This window comes from Bifidobacterium angulatum DSM 20098 = JCM 7096 (assembly GCF_001025155.1).
Classification (GTDB): domain Bacteria; phylum Actinomycetota; class Actinomycetes; order Actinomycetales; family Bifidobacteriaceae; genus Bifidobacterium; species Bifidobacterium angulatum.
Genome location: NZ_AP012322.1, coordinates 86,845 through 106,098, shown reverse-complemented (window position 1 = coordinate 106,098; position 19,254 = coordinate 86,845). Strand labels below are relative to the sequence as shown.

Annotated in this window: 12 protein-coding genes and 1 pseudogene; 2 read left to right on the top strand and 11 right to left on the bottom strand. The window is 59.4% G+C overall.

Annotation, left to right across the window (positions count from 1 at the left end; translation table 11 throughout):
* Positions 1-65: 65 nt before the first annotated feature.
* The 8 genes and pseudogenes from BBAG_RS00380 to BBAG_RS00345 form a co-directional block, all read right to left on the bottom strand.
* Positions 66-1,109, bottom strand: coding sequence for a LacI family DNA-binding transcriptional regulator (locus BBAG_RS00380; protein WP_033509226.1), 1,044 nt, complete (start codon positions 1,107-1,109; stop codon positions 66-68).
* A 422-nt stretch (positions 1,110-1,531) separates the two neighbouring features.
* Entirely contained in the window at positions 1,532-2,581 is a 1,050-nt protein-coding gene (ilvC, locus tag BBAG_RS00375) for a ketol-acid reductoisomerase (protein ID WP_003825422.1), read from the bottom strand.
* 352 nt (positions 2,582-2,933) lie between these two features.
* Positions 2,934-3,986 (bottom strand): ketol-acid reductoisomerase, encoded by a 1,053-nt coding sequence (gene ilvC, locus BBAG_RS00370; protein ID WP_003825420.1) that lies wholly within the window; start codon positions 3,984-3,986, stop codon positions 2,934-2,936.
* A gap of 364 nt (positions 3,987-4,350) precedes the next feature.
* Positions 4,351-5,703 (bottom strand): MFS transporter, encoded by a 1,353-nt coding sequence (locus tag BBAG_RS00365; RefSeq protein WP_003825419.1) that lies wholly within the window; start codon positions 5,701-5,703, stop codon positions 4,351-4,353.
* 405 nt (positions 5,704-6,108) lie between these two features.
* Positions 6,109-7,725 carry an MFS transporter gene (locus BBAG_RS00360; RefSeq protein WP_003825416.1) on the bottom strand — a complete coding sequence of 539 codons (1,617 nt, stop codon included), beginning with the start codon at positions 7,723-7,725 and terminating at the stop codon, positions 6,109-6,111.
* Between the two features lie 290 nt (positions 7,726-8,015).
* Positions 8,016-8,720 (bottom strand): annotated as a pseudogene (locus BBAG_RS00355) (MFS transporter); the annotation flags it as partial.
* A gap of 240 nt (positions 8,721-8,960) precedes the next feature.
* Positions 8,961-10,475, bottom strand: a complete 1,515-nt coding sequence (gene gtfA, locus BBAG_RS00350) for a sucrose phosphorylase (protein WP_003825411.1) — start codon at positions 10,473-10,475, stop codon at positions 8,961-8,963.
* A 270-nt stretch (positions 10,476-10,745) separates the two neighbouring features.
* Positions 10,746-12,818, bottom strand: coding sequence for a beta-galactosidase (locus tag BBAG_RS00345; protein WP_033509156.1), 2,073 nt, complete (start codon positions 12,816-12,818; stop codon positions 10,746-10,748).
* A gap of 242 nt (positions 12,819-13,060) precedes the next feature.
* Between BBAG_RS00345 and BBAG_RS00340 the strand changes: the two genes are divergently transcribed.
* On the top strand, positions 13,061-14,068 hold the full coding sequence (locus BBAG_RS00340) for a LacI family DNA-binding transcriptional regulator (protein WP_003825408.1): 1,008 nt from the start codon (positions 13,061-13,063) through the stop codon (positions 14,066-14,068).
* Between the two features lie 163 nt (positions 14,069-14,231).
* Here BBAG_RS00340 and BBAG_RS00335 read toward each other — a convergent pair whose 3' ends face one another.
* Entirely contained in the window at positions 14,232-15,320 is a 1,089-nt protein-coding gene (locus BBAG_RS00335; RefSeq protein WP_033509154.1) for a LacI family DNA-binding transcriptional regulator, read from the bottom strand.
* A gap of 585 nt (positions 15,321-15,905) precedes the next feature.
* Here BBAG_RS00335 and BBAG_RS08760 point away from each other — a divergent pair.
* Entirely contained in the window at positions 15,906-16,028 is a 123-nt protein-coding gene (locus BBAG_RS08760; protein WP_003825405.1) for a hypothetical protein, read from the top strand.
* 253 nt (positions 16,029-16,281) lie between these two features.
* Here BBAG_RS08760 and BBAG_RS00330 read toward each other — a convergent pair whose 3' ends face one another.
* Positions 16,282-17,823, bottom strand: a complete 1,542-nt coding sequence (locus BBAG_RS00330) for a glycoside-pentoside-hexuronide (GPH):cation symporter (RefSeq protein ID WP_003825402.1) — start codon at positions 17,821-17,823, stop codon at positions 16,282-16,284.
* Between the two features lie 365 nt (positions 17,824-18,188).
* Complete coding sequence (locus BBAG_RS00325) at positions 18,189-19,205, bottom strand: LacI family DNA-binding transcriptional regulator (protein ID WP_003825401.1); 1,017 nt, start codon at positions 19,203-19,205, stop codon at positions 18,189-18,191.
* Positions 19,206-19,254 lie beyond the last annotated feature (49 nt).

The following is a 19,254-nucleotide window of genomic DNA, read 5'->3' as shown; positions in this document are numbered from 1 at the left end:
GAGGAAATCACAGTGGAATGGCGTCTACGCGGATTGCGGATTGCCGCGGCACGCCAGCGGCACGACTACCGCTGTTCGACACTTGCGGGAGCCGGGCCGGTCGATGCGCGTTCGCGCAGCTCGTACGGGTATTCGTCGGCCACACCGACCTGTTCGCCGTCGACGAGCTTGAGCAGCAGCTGGGCGGCGCGATGGCCCGAACCGACGATATCGCGGCCCATAACGGTCAGGTGCGGGAATACCGCAGTACACATGAAGGAATCGTCCCACGCCATAATCGATAGATCGCCGGGGATGTCGAATCCCATTTCCCTGGCGATGCCCATGCCGGCCATGGCCATAACATCGTTGTCGTAGATGATGGCGGTGGGGCGAGGATTGACGGACAGTAAACGCTTGGTCGCCTCGATGCCGCCCTTGGGGGTGTAGTCGGCATGCAGGCAGCGGTATCGCACGCCGAGCTCGGCGGCGGCATCGGAGAACGCCGCGTCGCGAATATAGGAATGACCGAAGCTTTCCGGACCGCCGACACGACCGATACGCTCGTGCCCCAGATCATGCAGATACGACACCGCTTTGGTGACGGCTTGCATATCAAGGCTTCGCATAACGGGCAATCCGCCAGACAGCGAAGGATCGCACAAGGCGAGCGCCGGCATCTCCGGATACTCGTTGAGCAATGCCACACGCGGATCGTCCATTTCAAGGTTGACCAGCAGCAATGCGTCCACGTTGCCGGTGGCGATCCAATCCTTAAGAATCACCACTTCATTGTCGCGCCCAATGGCGAAACGAAGCAGCATCGAATAGTCATGCTGCTCAAGTTCGGCGCCCAAACCGGCAAGCAGCTCCATCATGTACGGTTCGGCGGAAAGCAGGCGCGCCTCCTGGGCCAGCACCACGCCGATGCGACTGGTGTTCGCACGGGCCAATGCCTGGGCGGCGCCGTTGGGTCTCCATCCAAGCCCCTTGGCGACCTTCAGCACCTTGGCTCGGGTGGCTTCGGATACGCCGGGCTTGTTGTTCAATGCGTAGGAGACTGCACTGCTGGAGACGCCAGATGCTTTGGCCACATCGAATATGGTGACCTTGTTCTTTTGACCAGCCATGACAGTCTCTTTTCGCTCAATGCCGTCTTTGTCACTTGCCCGGGCGGACCGGGTGAAAACGCGCTTATTGTAAATAAGTCTATCTGATATTGGCATCATGCTGGAGGCAAAGCGTTGCAATGCAAGAAGCGCTTCAGCCAGCGTGAGCCGAAGCGCTTCTCATCCTCTCTCTAGGCGCACCGTTTGCACACCGCTACGCCGGTGTCACCGTTTCAGGTCGTTGGTGCAGCGCAGCACCTTCGGCGCGGTGAAGGCGGCCGGCTCCACCTGCTTGGCGGAATCGATATGGAACGTGACCGATTCGGCAGCATACCGGGGCAGCACGGCGAATCACCGTCAAACGCCCCATACAACGCGAAAAGCGTCGTCCGCAACACGCGGGCGACGCTTTCGCTAATCGTCTAGATCAGACCAGGCTGCAATCACTGAACCTGGGTACGAGCGATCTTGCCGTTGAAGGTCGCCATGTCGGCGTCCTCGTCCTTGCCGTTGTTCCAAGAGAACATGGCGCGCAGCTTCGGGCCAACGGACTCGATGCGCACATTGCCGTACTCTTCCTGCAGAGCCTTGAACTTCGGAGCGCCGGCATCCTGATCGTCGATGAACTCCTTGGCGAAGGAGCCGTCCTGGATGCGGCCCAGGTGGTATTCCATGCGCTTGCGGCAGTCCTCGTTGATGACGGTGTTGGTGTAATCGCCGTACTGAGCGGTGTCGGAGCAGGACCAGCGGGCCTTGTTCAGACCGCCTTCGTTCATGAGGTCGACGAGCATCTTCAGCTCGTGGCACACCTCGAAGTAGGCGATCTCCGGCTGGTAGCCGGCGTCGGTGAGGACCTCGAAGCCCATTTCGACGAGCTTGTTCACGCCGCCCATGAGCACGTTCTGCTCGCCGAACAGATCGGTCTCGGTCTCTTCCTTGAAGGTGGTCTTGATGGCGCCTGCACGCAGGGCACCCAGAGCCTTGGCGTAAGCCAGGGTCAGAGCCCATGCGTCACCGCGCGGATCCTGCTCGACGGCCACGACGACCGGCACGCCACGGCCGTTCACGTACTCACGACGCACGATGTGGCCCGGGCCCTTCGGGGCGACCATGAAGACCGGGTGATCCTCGCTCGGCTTGATGTAGCCGTAGTGGATGTTGAAGCCGTGGGCGAAGGCAACGGCAGCGCCCGGCTTGATGTTCGGCTCGATGTCGTTCTTCCAGATGTTGCGCTGGTACTGATCGGGAGCCAGGATCATGATGACGTCGGCTTCGGCGGCGGCTTCCGGAACGGACTTGACTTCCAGGCCCTGCTCCTTGGCATGCTCGACGGACTTGGAGGTCGGGCGCAGGCCGACGACGACGTCCACACCGGAATCACGCAGGTTCAGCGCGTGGGCGTGACCCTGGGAACCGTAACCGATGATGGCAACCTTCTTGCCTTCGAGGACCGAGAGATCGCCGTCGTTCTCGTACCAGATTTGTGCAGCCATGGTAATTGGCACTCCTTTTATATGTAGTGGGGTGTGGCACTATGTGCCGGGGTATCTACTGTTTGCAGATTATTCGTCTTGTGAAGGATTTTGTCCTTCAAAACTGGGCACTATCCTACCGGCAATGCTCCCCCAGTCCCGTCTCCGTCCACAACGTGAGCCATATCACAGCCGAAGTCACTGCCAGCGCCGCACCGACACCGTAGTACTACCCCTACGCCCTTCTCCCTATGTTCCCCGCAGCACAGTCGGCGGTCGACCTGACCGCACACCCCCACACAACGCAAAAAGCGCCGTCCGCAACATGCGGGCAGCGCTTGTGTTATCTCGTTACGAGACTAGTGAAACGATCTCACTGAACCTGGGTACGAGCGATCTTGCCGTTGAAGGACTCGGCCATATCGGCATCGGCATCCACCTGGTTGTTCCAGGAGAACATGGCGCGCAGCTTCGGGCCAACGGTCTCCAGGTGCGGGTGGCTGTACTCTTCCTGCAGCTTCTTGAACTTCGGAGCGCCGGCGGCCTGGTCATCCATGAACTCCTTGGCGAAGGAGCCGTCCTGGATGCGCTTGAGCTGGTACTGCATGCGCTTCTTGGTCTCTTCGGTGATGACGGTGGAGGTGTAATCGCCGTACTGGGCGGTGTCGGAGCAGGACCAACGGGCCTTGTTCAGGCCGCCTTCGTTAGCCAGGTCGACGAGCATCTTCAGCTCATGGAACACCTCGAAATAGGCGATCTCCGGCTGGTAGCCGGCCTCGGTCAGCACATCGAAGCCCATGTCGCACAGGTGGTTGATGCCACCCATGAGCACGTCCTGCTCGCCGAACAGATCGGTCTCGGTCTCCTCGGTGAAGGTGGTCTTGATGGCGCCTGCACGCAGAGCACCCAGAGCCTTGGCGTAAGCCAGGCACAGCGGCCAGGTCTTGCCGTCCGGATCCTGCTCCACGGCGACGACGACCGGCACACCACGGCCGTTGGTGTATTCACGACGCACGATGTGGCCCGGGCCCTTCGGGGCGACCATGAACACCGGGTGATCCTCGCTCGGCTTGATGTAGCCGTAGTGGATGTTGAAGCCGTGAGCGAAGGCCAGAGCAGCACCCGGCTTCAGGTTCGGCTCGATTTCGGACTTGTACACGGCTGCCTGGTACTGATCGGGCAGCAGGATCATCACGACATCGGCCTCAGCGGTGGCATCGGCGACGGACTGGACTTCCAGACCCTGCTCCTTGGCGTACTCCACGGACTTGGAGGTCGGACGCAGGCCGACGACGACATCCACACCGGAATCACGCAGGTTCAGGGCATGGGCATGGCCCTGGGAACCGTAACCGATAACGGCGACCTTCTTGCCTTCGAACACGGAGAGATCGGCGTCCTTTTCGTACCAGATAGTTGCTGCCATAATGGCGCTCCTTATTGATTCTTCTGTTGTATTATTCGATATTCATCGTTCTGCGTGGTTGTGCAGAAATCTTCTGTTCTGGTTATCCTTGTGGGCTTTTCCGATATGTAGGTTTAGTCTGATTTTCCAAGGAGTGCACCAAGGGTGTTCACTACGTGAACGCCCAATTTTAGTTATGGATATTGAGTTATTTTTCAGTTGTTTTTTCAGTTATGTCTTGCCTTATTCAGGCGAAGTCTTTAACGAATCTGCCGTTGATTTCACTTGGTGAACGGAGCCGTCCAAACGGCAGTCCAGTGGACTGCCGATAGGCGACGCCCGAACGAAGCGACAGCTGAGTGAGGGCAGAAACCAGCCGTTGATTTCACTTAGTGAAATCAACGTCCTTCGTCTCCTTGCAGCTCAGCACCGCGACGAGGCAGCACAGTGCCATCACACAGAGGTACAGGCCAACGGAGTGCACGCCCCAGTTGTGCGACAGCCAGGTGGCGATGGTCGGTACGAATGCCGCGCCGACGATGGCGGCCAGGTTGTAGCCGATGCCGGAGCCGGAGTAGCGCACGTTGGCGTCGAACAGTTCGGGCAGGAACGCGCCGATCGGGCCGAATGCGGTGCCCATGAGTGCGAAGCCGAGGCACAGGAACAGCAGGTTGGCTGCGAAGTTGCGCTGGCCGACGACTGCCGGGTCAAGCAGGTAGGGGAACAGCAGTGCGAATGCGACGAGGCAGCAGGAGGAGATGATGATCACGCGCTTGCGGCCGAACTTGTCGGCGTTCACGCAGGAGATCACGATGAATGCGGCGAACACGCACACGGCGATCATGAGCATCAGCAGGTATTCCTGATTGGCGAAGCCGAGGCTGCCGCCACCCTGTTCGGTGCTCTTGGTGCCCCAGGCGAGGGACCAGGTGGCGAGCGTGTAGAACAGCGTGTAGGTGACGGCTACCAGGAAGGTGGCCTGCAGCACCTGCTTCCAGCTCTTCTTGAACACTTCGGTCAGCGGGGACTTGACGACCTTCTTCTGTTCCTGGGCGAGGCGGAAGATCGGGGTTTCTTCCATCTGGACGCGAACGACGAGGCCGACGATTACGAGGATTGCGGACAGCAGGAACGGCACGCGCCATCCCCATGCGAGCATGGCATCGTCATCGTTGAAGGTTTCCAGCAGGAAGTAGGTGCCGTTCGACAGGAAGAAGCCGATCGGGGCGCCCAGTTCCGGGAAGGAGCCGTACAGCGCACGTTTGCTTTCCGGAGCGTTTTCGGTGGCGACCAGCGCAGCGCCGGACCATTCACCGCCCAGGCCGATGCCTTGTACGAAGCGGCACAGGCACAGCACTGCGACTGCTGCGATGCCCCACTGGTCGTAGGTCGGCAGGCAGCCGATCAGGAAGGTGGCGACGCCCATGGTGAGCAGGGAGACCACCAGCGTGGTCTTGCGGCCCATACGATCGCCGAAATGACCGAATACCAGGGAGCCGAGCGGGCGGGCGATGAAGGCGATGGCGAAGGTCAGCAAGCTGGCCAGCAGGGCGACGGTCGGGTTGGCGGTGTCGCCGAAGAAGACCTTCGGGAAGTAGTTCGCAGCGGCGGTACCGTACGCGTAGAAGTCGTAGAATTCGATGGCGGTACCGACCATCGAGGCGGCGATAACGGTTTTGACCGAATCGCGAGCCATTGATTTCAGCTTGCCGGACGTAGTCGTATCGGCTGCAGTCATGAGGAATGCCCTTCTTACTCATTCTCTGGTGTGGGCGGCCCCTTCTGACCGGTCACCCACGCTGTGGCGTGTTTCTTCGTTGCTGCTTGTTTTCGCTGCATGCGCCTTGTGGGCGGGCAACAAAAAAGCCCCGCACTGTGCAGGGCTTCAAGATTCTCGCTTGCCGCCCTGCCTTCGTTGGCGGGGCTCAAGCTTGTATGCCGAATCAGTCCGCCAACGAAGACGGGATAATAATTCGTGCGGACAGCAGTGCGAGCGCATTGAATCCAGTCATCGTGGCGAACCTCCTTTCGGTTTCGAAGTTTTCTTTTCGGATTTCCATCCGAACTGCGATATGACCATAGGAGCCGTTTCCCGCAGTATCTACCAGGTGTTCACTATGTGAACATACCGTTTTGGCAGCCGTCAGTCGCCGTCGATTCTGCTTACGGTCAACGGCACAGCGACGGCCACGCACACGCAAATGATCGCAGCCGGGAACACCGCCTCATACCCGAACGACGGAGCGAATGCATTCACCGCGGCAGCGCCCAGGGCGGCTCCCAGAATCAATCCCAGCGGCTTCGCCAACGCGTAGAACCCCAGGTCGTGCCCGGCATTGCGCGAGTCGGGCAGTGATTCGACCACCAGCGAGCGCATGAGCACGTCGTAGATGCTCAGGCTGAAGCCGCCGAGGAATGCCAGTGCCAGGAACAGTTTCTCCCCGCCCATCATCACGGTAACCATGCCGGCTACCAGGCCGACTACGTATAGTCCGCCCGCAATCACGATGGCGATGCGGAAATTGCGGTTGCGCAGTCCCGGCATGTCATCGATGCGGTCGACGATGATGCCTGACAGGCCGGTGGCCAGCAATGCGCCGCCGAACATGGTGATGGCAAACATCATGACCAGTGTGCCTGCGGGGAGTGTGAGCGGAGTGGAGTCGCCCGGATCGCCGCCGCCATACAGCGAGAATCGCACAACATACCACAGGAATACGCTGGTCAGGCTCATGGCGGCCATCATGAACAGCTGGGAGCAGAACAGCCGGTGGAACACGGCCGCATTGTCGCCTCGCGGTCCGCGCAATACGGAGAAGGCTTCTTCCCAGTTGCAACGGGCCCACCGCTGATCGACGCTTGAACGCTCATGCGGCCAGACCAGTACGGGGATGATGCCGGAAACAACAAACAGCACCGCCGCACACATGAATATGTCGGTGGCTCCGAAGGCGATCGACATGCCGCCGATCACACCGCCTGCCGCCTGTCCCACCAGCACGCCGACCGCATGCCAACGTTCGACGCCTACGCGGAATTTATCGGGTACGCGTTCGGCGATGGCAGCGGATAGGGGCACGGTGAGCATGGCGTATGCGGGCTGGATGAACAGCCATCCGGCGATCAGGCCGGTCAGTGTATCGGTGGCGCTGAGAATCAGTGTTACCAGTGCCGCGAATACGCCGCCGCCGATAAGCCAGGGTGTGCGTCTGCCGACTATGACTCGCGTATGGTCGGACAGTGTGGAGATGACCGGCGTGACGATAATGGACAGCACCGCTCCCAAAGCGATGATGACGGCCAACGGTGTGGCAAGCGCCGCTTCTTTGGCGCCGTCCGCCAGCACGGTTTCAGTGTTCAGCCCGTATAGCAGCGCAATGTGGTTGGGGATGGCGATCAGGTTCAGCATCGTCCATGGTGCGGTGATGAGCACGGCGGCGAGCGCGAACGCCCATTTCAGTCGCAGTACGCCTGCGCGGGACGGTTTGGTGCCGTCCGCGGCGGTCATGGGGTCTCGCATGTCGAGGAATGATGAGGAGTAGTCGGGAACCGCGGCTTCGACGCCGGCAGCTGCCGCCGAAGCGCCGCCGGCTGCGGTAAGGCGTGCCGTCTGCGCTCCCGGCTGTTTGGCCGATGCTTCTGGAGGCAGGCGGCGATCTTCGCGTGCGAGGCGCGCCACGGACGCCTTGTCTTCCTTACTGAGTGCTTTGTCGTAATCAGGGCGATCGTCGATGCCCGGGCGAACGTATGGTTTCAGCACAGTTGTTCCTCTACCCCTCGATGCGATGCAACCATTCGACCATGCCGTTCGGCATATTGCGAATGGCTTCTCTCCTATGGGTTTTAGAGTACGCTGCGGGGCGTATCTGCATGAGGCACAGGTTGTGCGGCTGCGGCGGGCCGGAACTGGTGGCGGAGTGTCGGTTGCTCGGATACCTGAGATATGCGAAACGGGAAGCCGCTTTCGCTGGCTTCCCGTTGATTCGTCTTCGTATCGCAGGCCGTGCCGCACGATGCGCCATTTCAGATGGCGCTATGACGGTTTTATCGTCACTTCACGCCCTTGATGCGCATGATGAGGAACGCGGCGATAAGCACCACGATGATGCAAGCCGGGAACACGAGCGCATAGTTGCCGGTGATCATGACCAATGCGGAGGTCAATGCGGATCCCAGCACGGAAGACAGTGTATTGGCCATGTTGAGCACGCCCAGGTCCTTGCCGGCTTCGGCGGGGTTCGGCAGCACGGAGATATTCAGCACCTGGTCGATGGCATTGTAGACGCCGTAGCCGAAGCCTGCGATGGCGGCGAACAGATACATACCTATCGCATTGTGGAAGATCCATGGCATGGCCGCACCGATGGCGAACAATACGGAGGCTCCCGCCACGGGAATCTTACGCATGCCAAGACGGTCGGAGATCGGGCCTGCGGTGAAGGCGGCGAGTAGCGACACCACCATGGTGATCACGGACATGGTGGCGACGATGCTGGCGGCTTTAAGCTTCAAACCATTGGCATCGAGACCGGAGTCGGATAGCGTGTAGTACTTGATGATGTACAGCTGGTAGCCGGTGATCATCTGATAGCCGGCAACCATCATCAGTCGTCCGAATAGTGCGTAGTAGAAGTTGCGGGCGCCCTTGCCGACCGGCGGAATGAACGCCTTGAGGATGTTCTTGATGTTCATTTCGGCACGCGGCTCGTCCACGTTGGACTGTTCCTTCGGCCAAATGCCGATTACCAGGAATCCGACAGCGGCTCTGCTCATCCGTTAGCGCCTTGTCGTAGTCTGGGCGATCGTCGATGCCCGGACGCACGAAATCATTCATGCGTTTCCCCCTCTCAATGATGGTGTTGGTTATATACCCGCCGTACGCCGACATATGCATCGCAACATATGTTGATGCGCGGTAAAACTGCAATGAATCAGGGCACCCGCCCCCCCATGGAACGAATGCCCTGATTGTGTGGCCTTTAGGCCTGCTGTGCCTTACGCCACGACCGGCGGCTCGGCGATCAGATCGTCGGTATGGTGTTCACCGGCGCCGTCGGTCCAGGTGAGGGACGCGACGGATGCGGTGTTCTCCACGCCGAGGCCCTTGCCTGGCTCGAAAGTGAGTGAGGCCGAGGTTTCGGCGCCCTTCCAGCTGAAGGTGATGGACGTGTCGCCGTCGGCTTCGTAGGAGAATTCGCCGTCGAAGGCGTCGAGCTCGTTGCGGAACTTGGCCAAGGCGTTCAAAGCCTTGACTACCGGACGCTCGAGGTTCTCGTCGATTTCGGCGGTGGAATAGTAGTGGCGGTTGATGTCGCGGCCGTTGTTGGTCTTGCGCAGCAGCTCCATGTCGTTCTTGCCGGCGAGTGCGCCGACGTAGTAGACCTGCGGCACGCCCGGCAGGAAGAACTGCACGGCGCGGGCAGCGATGTAGTGCTGGTCGTTGCATCCAAGCGCCGAATAATAGGTGCTGTTGACCTGGTAGAGGTCGAGGTTGGATGCGGCGGCGCCGGTGGCCGCCTGGGACTCGCCGTGGGTGTTGGCATGGATGGTGTTGACGAGGTTGTCCACGTCCTCATCCGGCACCAGGCCCTTGAGCGAGCGGTCGAGCTGATCGGAGCCGATGTCGATCACGCCGATGCCGTCGTGCGTATCAAGCACGGTGACGGCGTTGTTCGGGCGGATGTCGGTCCAGTGCGCCACTGGTTCAACGTGACCGGTGAACAGCGAGTGCAGCAGCAGCGGCGGCAGGGCGAAGTCGTATACACGGTCGACCTTGGAGGCGATTTCCACCTGCTTCTTGTAGTAGGAGTGCACTTCGATGAGGATTTCCAGACCGCGCTTCATGCCTTCTTCGCGCAGACGGGAGATGAGTTTGAAGGTCTTCGGGGTCATGAAGCAGCTGGTACCGGCTTCCTTGGCGCCGTAGCCGACGGCGTCGAGGCGGATGTAGCTGACGTGGGAGGCGGCCATCTGGTCGAAGATGGACATGAGGTATTCCCAGCCCTTGTTGGAGTCGGTGTCGATGTCCACCTGCTGCGGGGTGAAGCTCACCCATACCAGTCGCGTCTTGCCGGCGAACTTGTAGTGGGTGAAAGGCAGGCCCGGGCGTGGGCGATAGATGCCGGCCAGATCCTCTTCGGTGGCACCGTTCGGGAACACGGAGCTCATGGTGAGGAACATCGGGTAGTATTCGGATTCCTCGCCCTTGGCCAGCACGTCCTGGAACTGCTTGGACTGCCAGCTCATGTGGTTGACGATGGCGTCGACCATGATGTCGTGGGTCTTGGAGAGCTCGGCAACGTCATCCCAGCTGCCCAGGCGCGGATCGACCTTGGTGTGGTCGATGGGATCGAAGCCTGCGTCGGCGCCGTCGAACGGGGTGAAGAACGGCAGAATATGGACGCCGTCGTACACGCCGTTGAATCGGGTGCGCAGAATGTCGGTCATCGATTTGAGAGTTCCGTCGCCGAGACGGTTGGCATAGGTGATGAGCTGCACCTTGTTTTTCATGGGACCTCCTTTGGCTCCGTTTCCGGTCAGCTGAGTACGTTGTTATCGGTTCGCACATTTCTCTATCGAACCGGTTCGATTCTACCGCCACGTCGCCCCGCAACGCAACCAATTCCGCGTGTCGAACCGGTTCGACACCGTTCGATGTCATTCGACATCGCCGGGCCGCTGTTGCACAAATCACAGCACTACGGCACCAGACGGCATAACAATAATGGGGCGCCGCAGCCATACCGACTGCAACGCCCCATTCAGATGATTCTTCGAGGATTAGCGCTTCACCACCACCACGCCGTTCGGCCCGATGGTCAGTTTGCCGCCATCCGCCTTGGCAAGAGACGTAACGATGGGTTCGCCCTCTTCCGAAGTCTCGACCGGCCCGTGCGTACGGTTGAACAGGAACGTGAACTTGGTGCCAGTAGCCTCGTCCTTACGCTCAACGCGCAGAAGTCTCGGATCGGATGCATCCGCGGCCTCCACGCCCAACGAGGCGAATACCGCAGGCAGGCTCTTGGCGATACCGTCGCGGCCCAGTCGCGCCCCGACGTACACCGAACGGCCTTCGCCGTACGTGTTGCCGACAATCGCAGGGCGACCGTCCATGCCGGTCCACGGATCGTCCTGGAACGATGCGAGTACAGTGGCATTCTTGCCTACGGAGGTGATGACGTCGGCGAAATCGTGCGCCACGGCACCATTGGAAAGGTCGAGATGATCCGCGGTTCCCGGCCAGTCGGTGCCCAGTGGAGCGAACTCCTCGATGCGCACGCCGACCACGTCACGGATCGAGCCGGGGTAGCCGCCCAACCAGATGTGGTCCTTCTCATCGGACAATCCGGTGTAGTAGGTGACGATCAGCTTTCCACCATTCGCCACATAATCACGCACGCGACGCGTGGTCTCCTCCGACAGGATGTACACACTCGGCAGCACGGCCACCTCGTATTCGTCCCAGTTCGAACGGACCGGAACGATGTCGGCGGTCACGCCATTATCAGCCAAAGCGCGGAACCACTGCAAGGGCTCGTCGATGTGATGGACTTGCTGGGTAGGCGTGGCAGTGTGCTCGCTGGCCCATTCCGACTCGTAGTCGTAGACCACGGCCACGCGGGACTTCGCCAGCCGTGTACCAAGCAGACCGTTGTCGGCCAGCGTGTTCAGATCGGCGCCCAGCTCGCACACATCGCGGAAGGTCTGGGAGTCCTCGCCCGCATGGGGAACCATCGCGGAGTGGAACTTCTCCGCACCGGCCTTGGATTGGCGCCACTGGAAGTAGCACACCGCGTCCGCGCCCATGGCCACATGCGCCAGGGAGTCGCGCACCAGCTGACCGGGCTCCTTGCGGTAGTTGATCGGACGCCAGTTCACAGCCGAAGTGGAATGCTCCATCAGGAACCACGGATCCTTGCGGGCGATGCCGTCCACCAGGGAGGCGGAAAACGCAAGCTCGTCCAGATGCGCCTCACCCGGCGTGAAGTAATGGTCGTTCGATACGAAGTCGACCTCGTTGCCCCAGTCGTCGTAATCCACGGTGGTGTTGCCCGAGGAGACCATGAAGTTCGTGGTCAATGGCCTGCCCGGTGTGATCTCGGCCAGCGTATCGCGTTCGGCGATGTAGAACGCCTTCAACGCGTCGGAGCTGAACCGCTTGAAGTCGAGCAGCTTGCCCGGGTTCATGAAGTTGCCGTCACCAATGAAGCGCGGCGGCACGATTTCCGAGAAATCGTTCATATGCTGCGCCCAGAATGCCGTGCCCCATGCGTCGTTCACCGCGTCGATCGTGCCGTATCGAGCCTTGCACCACTGCTGGAACGCGCGTTCGGCGTCCTCGGAGTAGTCGAAGCGATTGTGGCAGCCGTATTCGTTACTCACATGCCATGCCACCACATACGGGTTGTCCTTGTAATGTTCGGCCATCGCACGGCAGAGCTTGAGCGCATATTCGCGGAAGATCGGGCTGGTCGGGCGCCAGTGCTGGCGGGCGCCCGGCTGGCATACGTCGCCGCGGTAATCCTTCCACAGCACCTCCGGATGTGCTTGGGTGAGCCACATCGGCGGGGAGGCGGTGGCGGATGCAAGATCGACCGCGATGCCGGTCTTGCCGAGCTTGTCGATGATGCGGTCGAGCCAGTCGAAGTCGTATACGTCCTCCCTGGGCTCGATGCGGGCCCAGGAGAAGATGCCTACGGAAACCAGATTCACGCCGGCCTTCTTCATCAGGCGGACATCCTCGTCCCACACCTCCTCAGGCCACTGGTCCGGGTTGTAATCACCGCCATACCAGATGCGGGCCTGCTGGCCCTCCAGCGGCTGCGGCCAATGGAATGCTCTGCGCTGAGTCATTGATTTCCTCCTCTTCGAGGCAACGCCGCGCCGCAATTCCAGTCGGAGCATTGACGCGACCCTCTAAAATGTTTGCGTTATCATTATAGCAATAGGTAAAAGGAAAGGCCAATTGCAATGTACTGCGCTGCCCATCAGCATAAGGTCGCTTCCCCAAATGGTGACGAAACCATTTATCTGTTTCTCATGTAGGATGGCAGAAGCAGACAACCACCTGATTCAGCAGAAGGAAACATAGGCTCATGGCTCGTAGCTCCGTATCGTTGCAAGACGTCGCCAAGGAAGCCGGTGTCTCCCCGCAGACCGTATCACGCGTCGCGAACGGCAGCGCCGCCGTTCGCCCCGAAACGCAAAGCCGTGTAGAAGAGGCCATGAAAAAACTTGGGTACCGCCCGAATTATGCCGCGCGAGCGCTCAAAAGCGGGCGGTTCAATAATATCGGCGTGCTGCTTTCCCATATGTCGGCCTTCGGCAATGCCCGCATTCTCGAAGGCATAGTCAGCACGGCCGCGAAACATGGCTATTCCACTACCATCCGCACACTCGACACCTTGCAGGATCGTTCCCTGGCCGGTGCCTTGAAACTCGTGGAAGATCTTCCGCTCGACGGCGTGATCGTCATTATGGAACGAGATTTCCCCGATTTCAATCAATTCACGCCACCGCAGAATCTGCCGGTCGTGTTGATTTCCGAAGAACCGGCCGACAACTGCGTCACCATCGATTCCGACTCATACGGGTGTTCCACCGCAGCCGTGGATTATCTGCTTTCCAAAGGGCACCATACCGTGTACCACATAGCGGGCCCTTCCACTTCCCGCGCGGCGCAAAGCCGCATCAGGGGATGGCATGACGCCCTTGCCCAAGTCGGAGCCGCAATACCTCCCCTTTACATCGGCGATTGGGGAGCCGACAGCGGATACCAGGCAGGTCTGGCGCTTGCCCACGAAAAGGAATGCACCGCAGTGTATGCGGCGAACGATCAGATGGCATACGGCGCGATGCTCGGATTGCGTGCCGCAGGTAAACGGGTTCCCGAAGACATAAGCATCATCGGCGTCGATGACTCGCTCGAAGGCATGGTGCCACGGCTGGAATTGACTACGATGCGGCTTCGCTTCCACGAGCTGGGGCGTGAGGCGTTCGCCATGATCGAGCGGCAGCACAACGGCGAGAAGATCGCAGTCGGCGTCAAAACGGTCATTCCTCCAGAATTCGTAGACCGCGGGTCGGTTCGGGAGCTCAAGTAGCGTCATCACCCGTTTCCGGGAAGAGCCGGCACGGGATTTCGATCCTGAAACATAGGTCCGCCATAGACTCGTCACAGGCGACCGGCACAAGCCATAGTGTTTCACGCGATATGTTTCACATGAAACATATCTGTGTTTCACGTGGCAGACGGCATATCGACAGCTACTCGCGCGTAGTCGCTCCGGCGATCAACGAAACAGGTATCAAATGTTCCGCCTCCCCTATGCCAAATGCACCATGCGACGATACATCGGAAACGGCATCACCACTGTCGTCGCCATCATCAACGCTGCCATCGCCTGCTTTCCCGTCAATAAGCCGCATCATGCAGTCCGCGACACTGCTCGTCAGAGCCTGAAAATCCTGCCGCACCACAGTGAGCGGCATGCCGGCCATATCGGCAAGATACGTGCCGTCATACGCCACGATCTGCATATCGTCAGGAACGTTCACGCCACGGCGTATCGCCTCACGCACGCACAGCGCCGCACCGATATCCGAACTCACCACCGCGTCCACCGCATCGTCGGGTGCACGATCGAATACACTGCGCACGGCAGCGGCATAGCCGGAGAAATCCATAACCTCGCCAGCCTCGATGTACTCGTAGCGCACGCCGACCTTGGCCAGTTCATGCTCCAAAACCAGGTGATAGCGTACCGTCGGGAATGTGGTACGCACGTCGTCTTCCTTGAATTGCGTATGAGGCCCGCCGATCACCGCAACATGACGCGCACCCGTGCGAATCAGCAGATCGGCGATCATCCGCCCGCCCTGCACATGGTCGGACCCGATTGAGGGAATCCCCTCCCCCAACGTACGATCGAATGCGATAACCGGACGATGAATCGACGTCCAGTAATCCGGCGCATGCTCGGTGTGAGCGCCCATTACGATGCCGTCCATCAATCGCCTGCGAAGCATATCGACGTATGCCGCTTCGCCATGCGCCGCGTCGGCGGTGGAACACAGCAGCGTCTGCAATCCCTTCCCCGCCAATACATGCTGCAGGTCTGCGGTAAGCGTGGCAAAAAACGGATGCCGAATCGTCGGCACGATGATGCCGATCGTATTGGCGCGATTCTGCGAGAAATTGCGCGCAAGATCGTTCGGCACATAATGCAGCGACTCCATGGCGCGTTGCACGCGATCACGCATGTCGTCGGAAACGTAACCCGTGCCATTGACCACCAAAGACACGGTGCTCAGCGAGACACCGGCCTGTTTCGCCACATCGCGCATTCCTACCACATCTGCCTCGTTTCAACGCTTATATATAAACCCGACTGCTTCCGGCTCGACTCGCGGTCGGCCGGCTTGTAGCGGTCATGCCCGCGAATCCCACGAATCCGTCACCGGCAACCAGTCGGTTTCGATTGCACATACATACACGCACACCTTATATCCGGGTATACGCCCTTCGGCATTGTACTATCAAGCCCATTCCGACATCCTCAAACCCTACGTATCGCTGTTGTTCAGCCCCGAAACAGGCGTACGGCATTTTTCCGCACCGCCCGCGCTACAGGGCGGTTTCTCGTGAAACGCAGTGGTCAAAGCACCGGAACAGAACATACTGTGTGTTCATTTCAAGATTACCCGATAAATATACAAAAAAATCAACGACTACAGCATGATTACACCAATGAACAGGCATATACTGAAATCACAACAGAAAAGAACAAGACTTCACGATGTCGCTCAACAAACCAGGCAAAGCCGGTGCAGCGGCACCCCACGCAACGGGAATACCCCGAATGCAAGCACGACGCACATGCGGCCGCAAGAACGATACCAGAAACAAGCAAAACAAGGCCGCGCACGAAAGGAATAACCATGAAGAACAACACTCTCGACCAGATCCTGAACAGCAACCTCGCCTCCGTCGATCCGGGCTTCTACCAGTTCGCCCTCGCCAAGGCCTCCTCCGACCTGTTCAAGCGCATCATCAACAAGTGATTTCATTTGTCTAGGTAACCGGCCCAACGCCGATCACCTTTCATACGGACTCCCACAAGGCCACGACTCAACAGGGTCGCGGCCTTTCCGTATTTCATCCCCAGCTTCCGCCGCACCTCCACCACCCCACTCCCCCGCTTCCCCACTACGCCGCACATGGAAAAGGCGGTCGATATGGACGAATTCCACTCGGATTTCGTCCATATCGACCGCCCTGTTATAGGAAGGGGTCAGTTAAGTAGTAATAGCAAGGTCACGCGGCGGAACCGGAAGCAGCCGCACCGGAACCGGCGGCTTCGGCGGGCGCATCCTCAACATCGGCGGAGGACTCGTCGTCGCTTTCGATCTCGCCAGCGGCCAGCTTGGCCTCCAGCTGCTTGACGATATCGTCATGCATCTTCTCGCTGATCTTCACCTTGAACATGAACACCAGCAGGCTCAGCACGATCAGCACCAGCGGCACATAGAACGCGCAGGTCTTAAAGGTGTTGATGTTCGCGGCGGTCATATCGGCCGCGGTCGCGTCGCCGGTCATGCCGGCGGCGATGGCGATGAAGCCAACGATGCCGTTGGACATGGCGCCGCCGATCTTGTCGAGCATCGGGCGCACGGACAGGGTGACGGCCTCGTTGCGCTTGCCGTTCTTGAGCTGACCGTATTCGATGGAATCGGTCAGGGAGAGAATGGCGGTCATCTGGATCATCGTGCCCGGCACATAGAAGAGCACCAGCGCCACGAACACCATGATCATGTTGTTGGAGAAGATGCCGAGCATGATGTAGGCGATGATCATGGAGGTCATGCCACCGATATACAGGTAGCGGCGCGGGATGCGCTTGTTGAGGATCGGGTACAGCGGCGCCATGACCAGGCCGGCGACCAACGCGATGATGCCGGTCATGGAGTAGGCGGCCTGATTGTCCAGCACGAACTTGAACAGGAAGATCAGCACGCCGGTGGTGGCCACGTTGGCGATGGCGTACAGCAGGTAGCTCAGTGCGACCCACAGCAGCTGGTCGTTCTGGAACAGAGCCTTGAACGCCTGCAGCGGACCGCCGTTCTTCTGCGCCTTGGAACGCAGGGCGCTCTGGCTTTCCTTGGTGCCGAAGGCTACGGACCACGCGGTCAGGATGCCAAGCAAGCCCACGATGATGCCGAAGGCGGTCCATCCGCTCTGGCTTTCGGCGTGGGAACCGGTGAATACCCAGCTGAAGTAGGTGACGATCGGAATCACGACGACGGTGATGCCGTTGTAGCCGATGGAACCGGTGAAGGAGCCGAGGGCAGTGTAGGTGGAGCGCTCATGCGAGTCGGAGGACAGTGCCGGGATCATACCCCAGTAGGAGATGTCGCGCAGGGAGTAGAACACGTCGAGCACGACGAAGCAGATGACGAACAGCACGATGAACCAGGTGGTGTTCACGTTGACCAGGCCGAACATGCCGGTGTAGATCACCACGAGCAGCAGGGCGGAGACCAGGCCGCCCAGGAACTGCCACGGGCGGAAGCGGCCCCACTTGGTGGTGGTGTTGTCCACGATGTTGCCCAGCAGCGGATCAATGAAAATCTCCGCGATACGGATGATGACGACAAGGCTGGTGATAACGCCGATCAGTTTGGCTGCGACGCCTTTTTCGACGCCGGAGAACAGGCAGCTGGTCACGTATACGATGAAGTAGGTGCTCAGTGCGTTGTAGAACGCGGACTGGCCGAGGTTGCCGAATGCGTATGCCACACGCTGGCCGATTTTGCCACGCTGGGCGCCGCCGCTGGCGAGGGTTTGTTCATTTCCCATGACTTCTTCTCCTTAGAAGATCTCTAGATCATCCATTGATCGTGTATACGACTGTACATCTTTTATTTCATTGAATAAAAATGTTTACTAAACAAAATATTCAATAATTCCCGCAGATGATGGGGAACAACGCAACACCAATCAATGATTTTTGGGACATGAACGCATCGATTGCAACCTCTGATAACATCTATGCTTTCGGTGAAACGAACGGGTGACACGTACTTTGATTAAATATTTTTACTTACTGTCACACAGCCGTCGTGCGGACACCTCACAACGCCCCAGCAGCGTCTCATATCGCCGGTTTATACAACCACACGCCGCTATCGTCATCGGCGGCCTGCGCATCCCAAAGCGCAGAACTACCGTTCGGGGGCAAAACTGTCACGCACCACCAGATGCGAGGAGATGCAGGTGTGCTGTTTCACACTGCGCTTGCTGACCAGCGATTCGGCGAGCATCAGCACCGCGGCGCGCGTCAGTTCCTCCTTGTCGATGTCATACGACGAAAGCGCTGGAGAGGTGTATTTCGCCACCTCCTGATTATTGATGCTGACCACCTTGATATCGCGCGGCACCAGAATGCTCTTGGCCGCAAACGCCTGCAGCAGCCCCACGGCAAGCGTATCGGCGGCCACCAGCACGGCATCCGGCAGATCATCGGCATGGTCGCGAATCAGCCGCTCCCCCTGCTCACGCCCGTTGGCGACGGTAAACGGGCCGTCGGCGTAGACCAGTCCCTCCGTGTCCAGATCCAACCGTGCGCTCCAGTTGCAGAACGCGAAACGACGAACATCCTCGGGGTACGAGTGCTCCCCCATCATGGTGCCCGCACCGCCGATGAAACCGATGCGGCGGCACCCATCGGCCTTCAACGCGTCGAGCGCGTCGAGCACGATCTGTTCCAGGTCTGGCTGTACGGAATCGAAGAGATTCGGCGCCGGATTAATGTCGATGAAGACGCCGTGGGGCAGCGCCTGATGCAGCCTGTGCAGCGTTTCCGGCGGCAGCACCGCGGGGCCCATCGAGATGAAGCCGGCATAATCGCCGCCGTGTGCGATCAGGTCGTCGATATCGTCGTAGATCGTCGCATTCATGCGCTGTTCTTTGGCCTGCCGGGTCAGCACTTCGCGCAATTCTTCAAAATATGCGTCCTGCAGCCCCTTGTCGGGAACAACGTTGTTCAGAATCGCAATGTCTCGCGGAATAATGATGCGCTGGTACTGCGAGACGTTCTCGTAGCCCAGTTCAAGACTGGCGTTTAACACCTTCTGCCGGGTGGATTCCTTGACAGAGAACGAGGGGTCGTCGTTCAGAATCCTCGACACCGTGGCCTGCGAAAAGCCTGTATGCTTCGCGATTTCCTTAATTGTGGCCATCGGATCCCAGCCTTCCCAACCATCACGCTAGCTAAATGAATTTACTTGC

Excerpts from the sequence above, each read along its gene's own strand:
- BBAG_RS08760 (WP_003825405.1), top strand. The coding sequence starts at position 15,906 with ATGAAGAACAACACTCTCGACCAGATCCTGAACAGCAACCTCGCCTCC.
- ilvC (WP_003825422.1), bottom strand. The coding sequence starts at position 2,581 with ATGGCTGCACAAATCTGGTACGAGAACGACGGCGATCTCTCGGTCCTC.
- BBAG_RS00325 (WP_003825401.1), bottom strand. The coding sequence starts at position 19,205 with ATGGCCACAATTAAGGAAATCGCGAAGCATACAGGCTTTTCGCAGGCC.
- gtfA (WP_003825411.1), bottom strand. The coding sequence starts at position 10,475 with ATGAAAAACAAGGTGCAGCTCATCACCTATGCCAACCGTCTCGGCGAC.
- ilvC (WP_003825420.1), bottom strand. The coding sequence starts at position 3,986 with ATGGCAGCAACTATCTGGTACGAAAAGGACGCCGATCTCTCCGTGTTC.
- BBAG_RS00365 (WP_003825419.1), bottom strand. The coding sequence starts at position 5,703 with ATGACTGCAGCCGATACGACTACGTCCGGCAAGCTGAAATCAATGGCT.
- BBAG_RS00380 (WP_033509226.1), bottom strand. The coding sequence starts at position 1,109 with ATGGCTGGTCAAAAGAACAAGGTCACCATATTCGATGTGGCCAAAGCA.
- BBAG_RS00345 (WP_033509156.1), bottom strand. The coding sequence starts at position 12,818 with ATGACTCAGCGCAGAGCATTCCATTGGCCGCAGCCGCTGGAGGGCCAG.
- BBAG_RS00330 (WP_003825402.1), bottom strand. The coding sequence starts at position 17,823 with ATGGGAAATGAACAAACCCTCGCCAGCGGCGGCGCCCAGCGTGGCAAA.
- BBAG_RS00340 (WP_003825408.1), top strand. The coding sequence starts at position 13,061 with ATGGCTCGTAGCTCCGTATCGTTGCAAGACGTCGCCAAGGAAGCCGGT.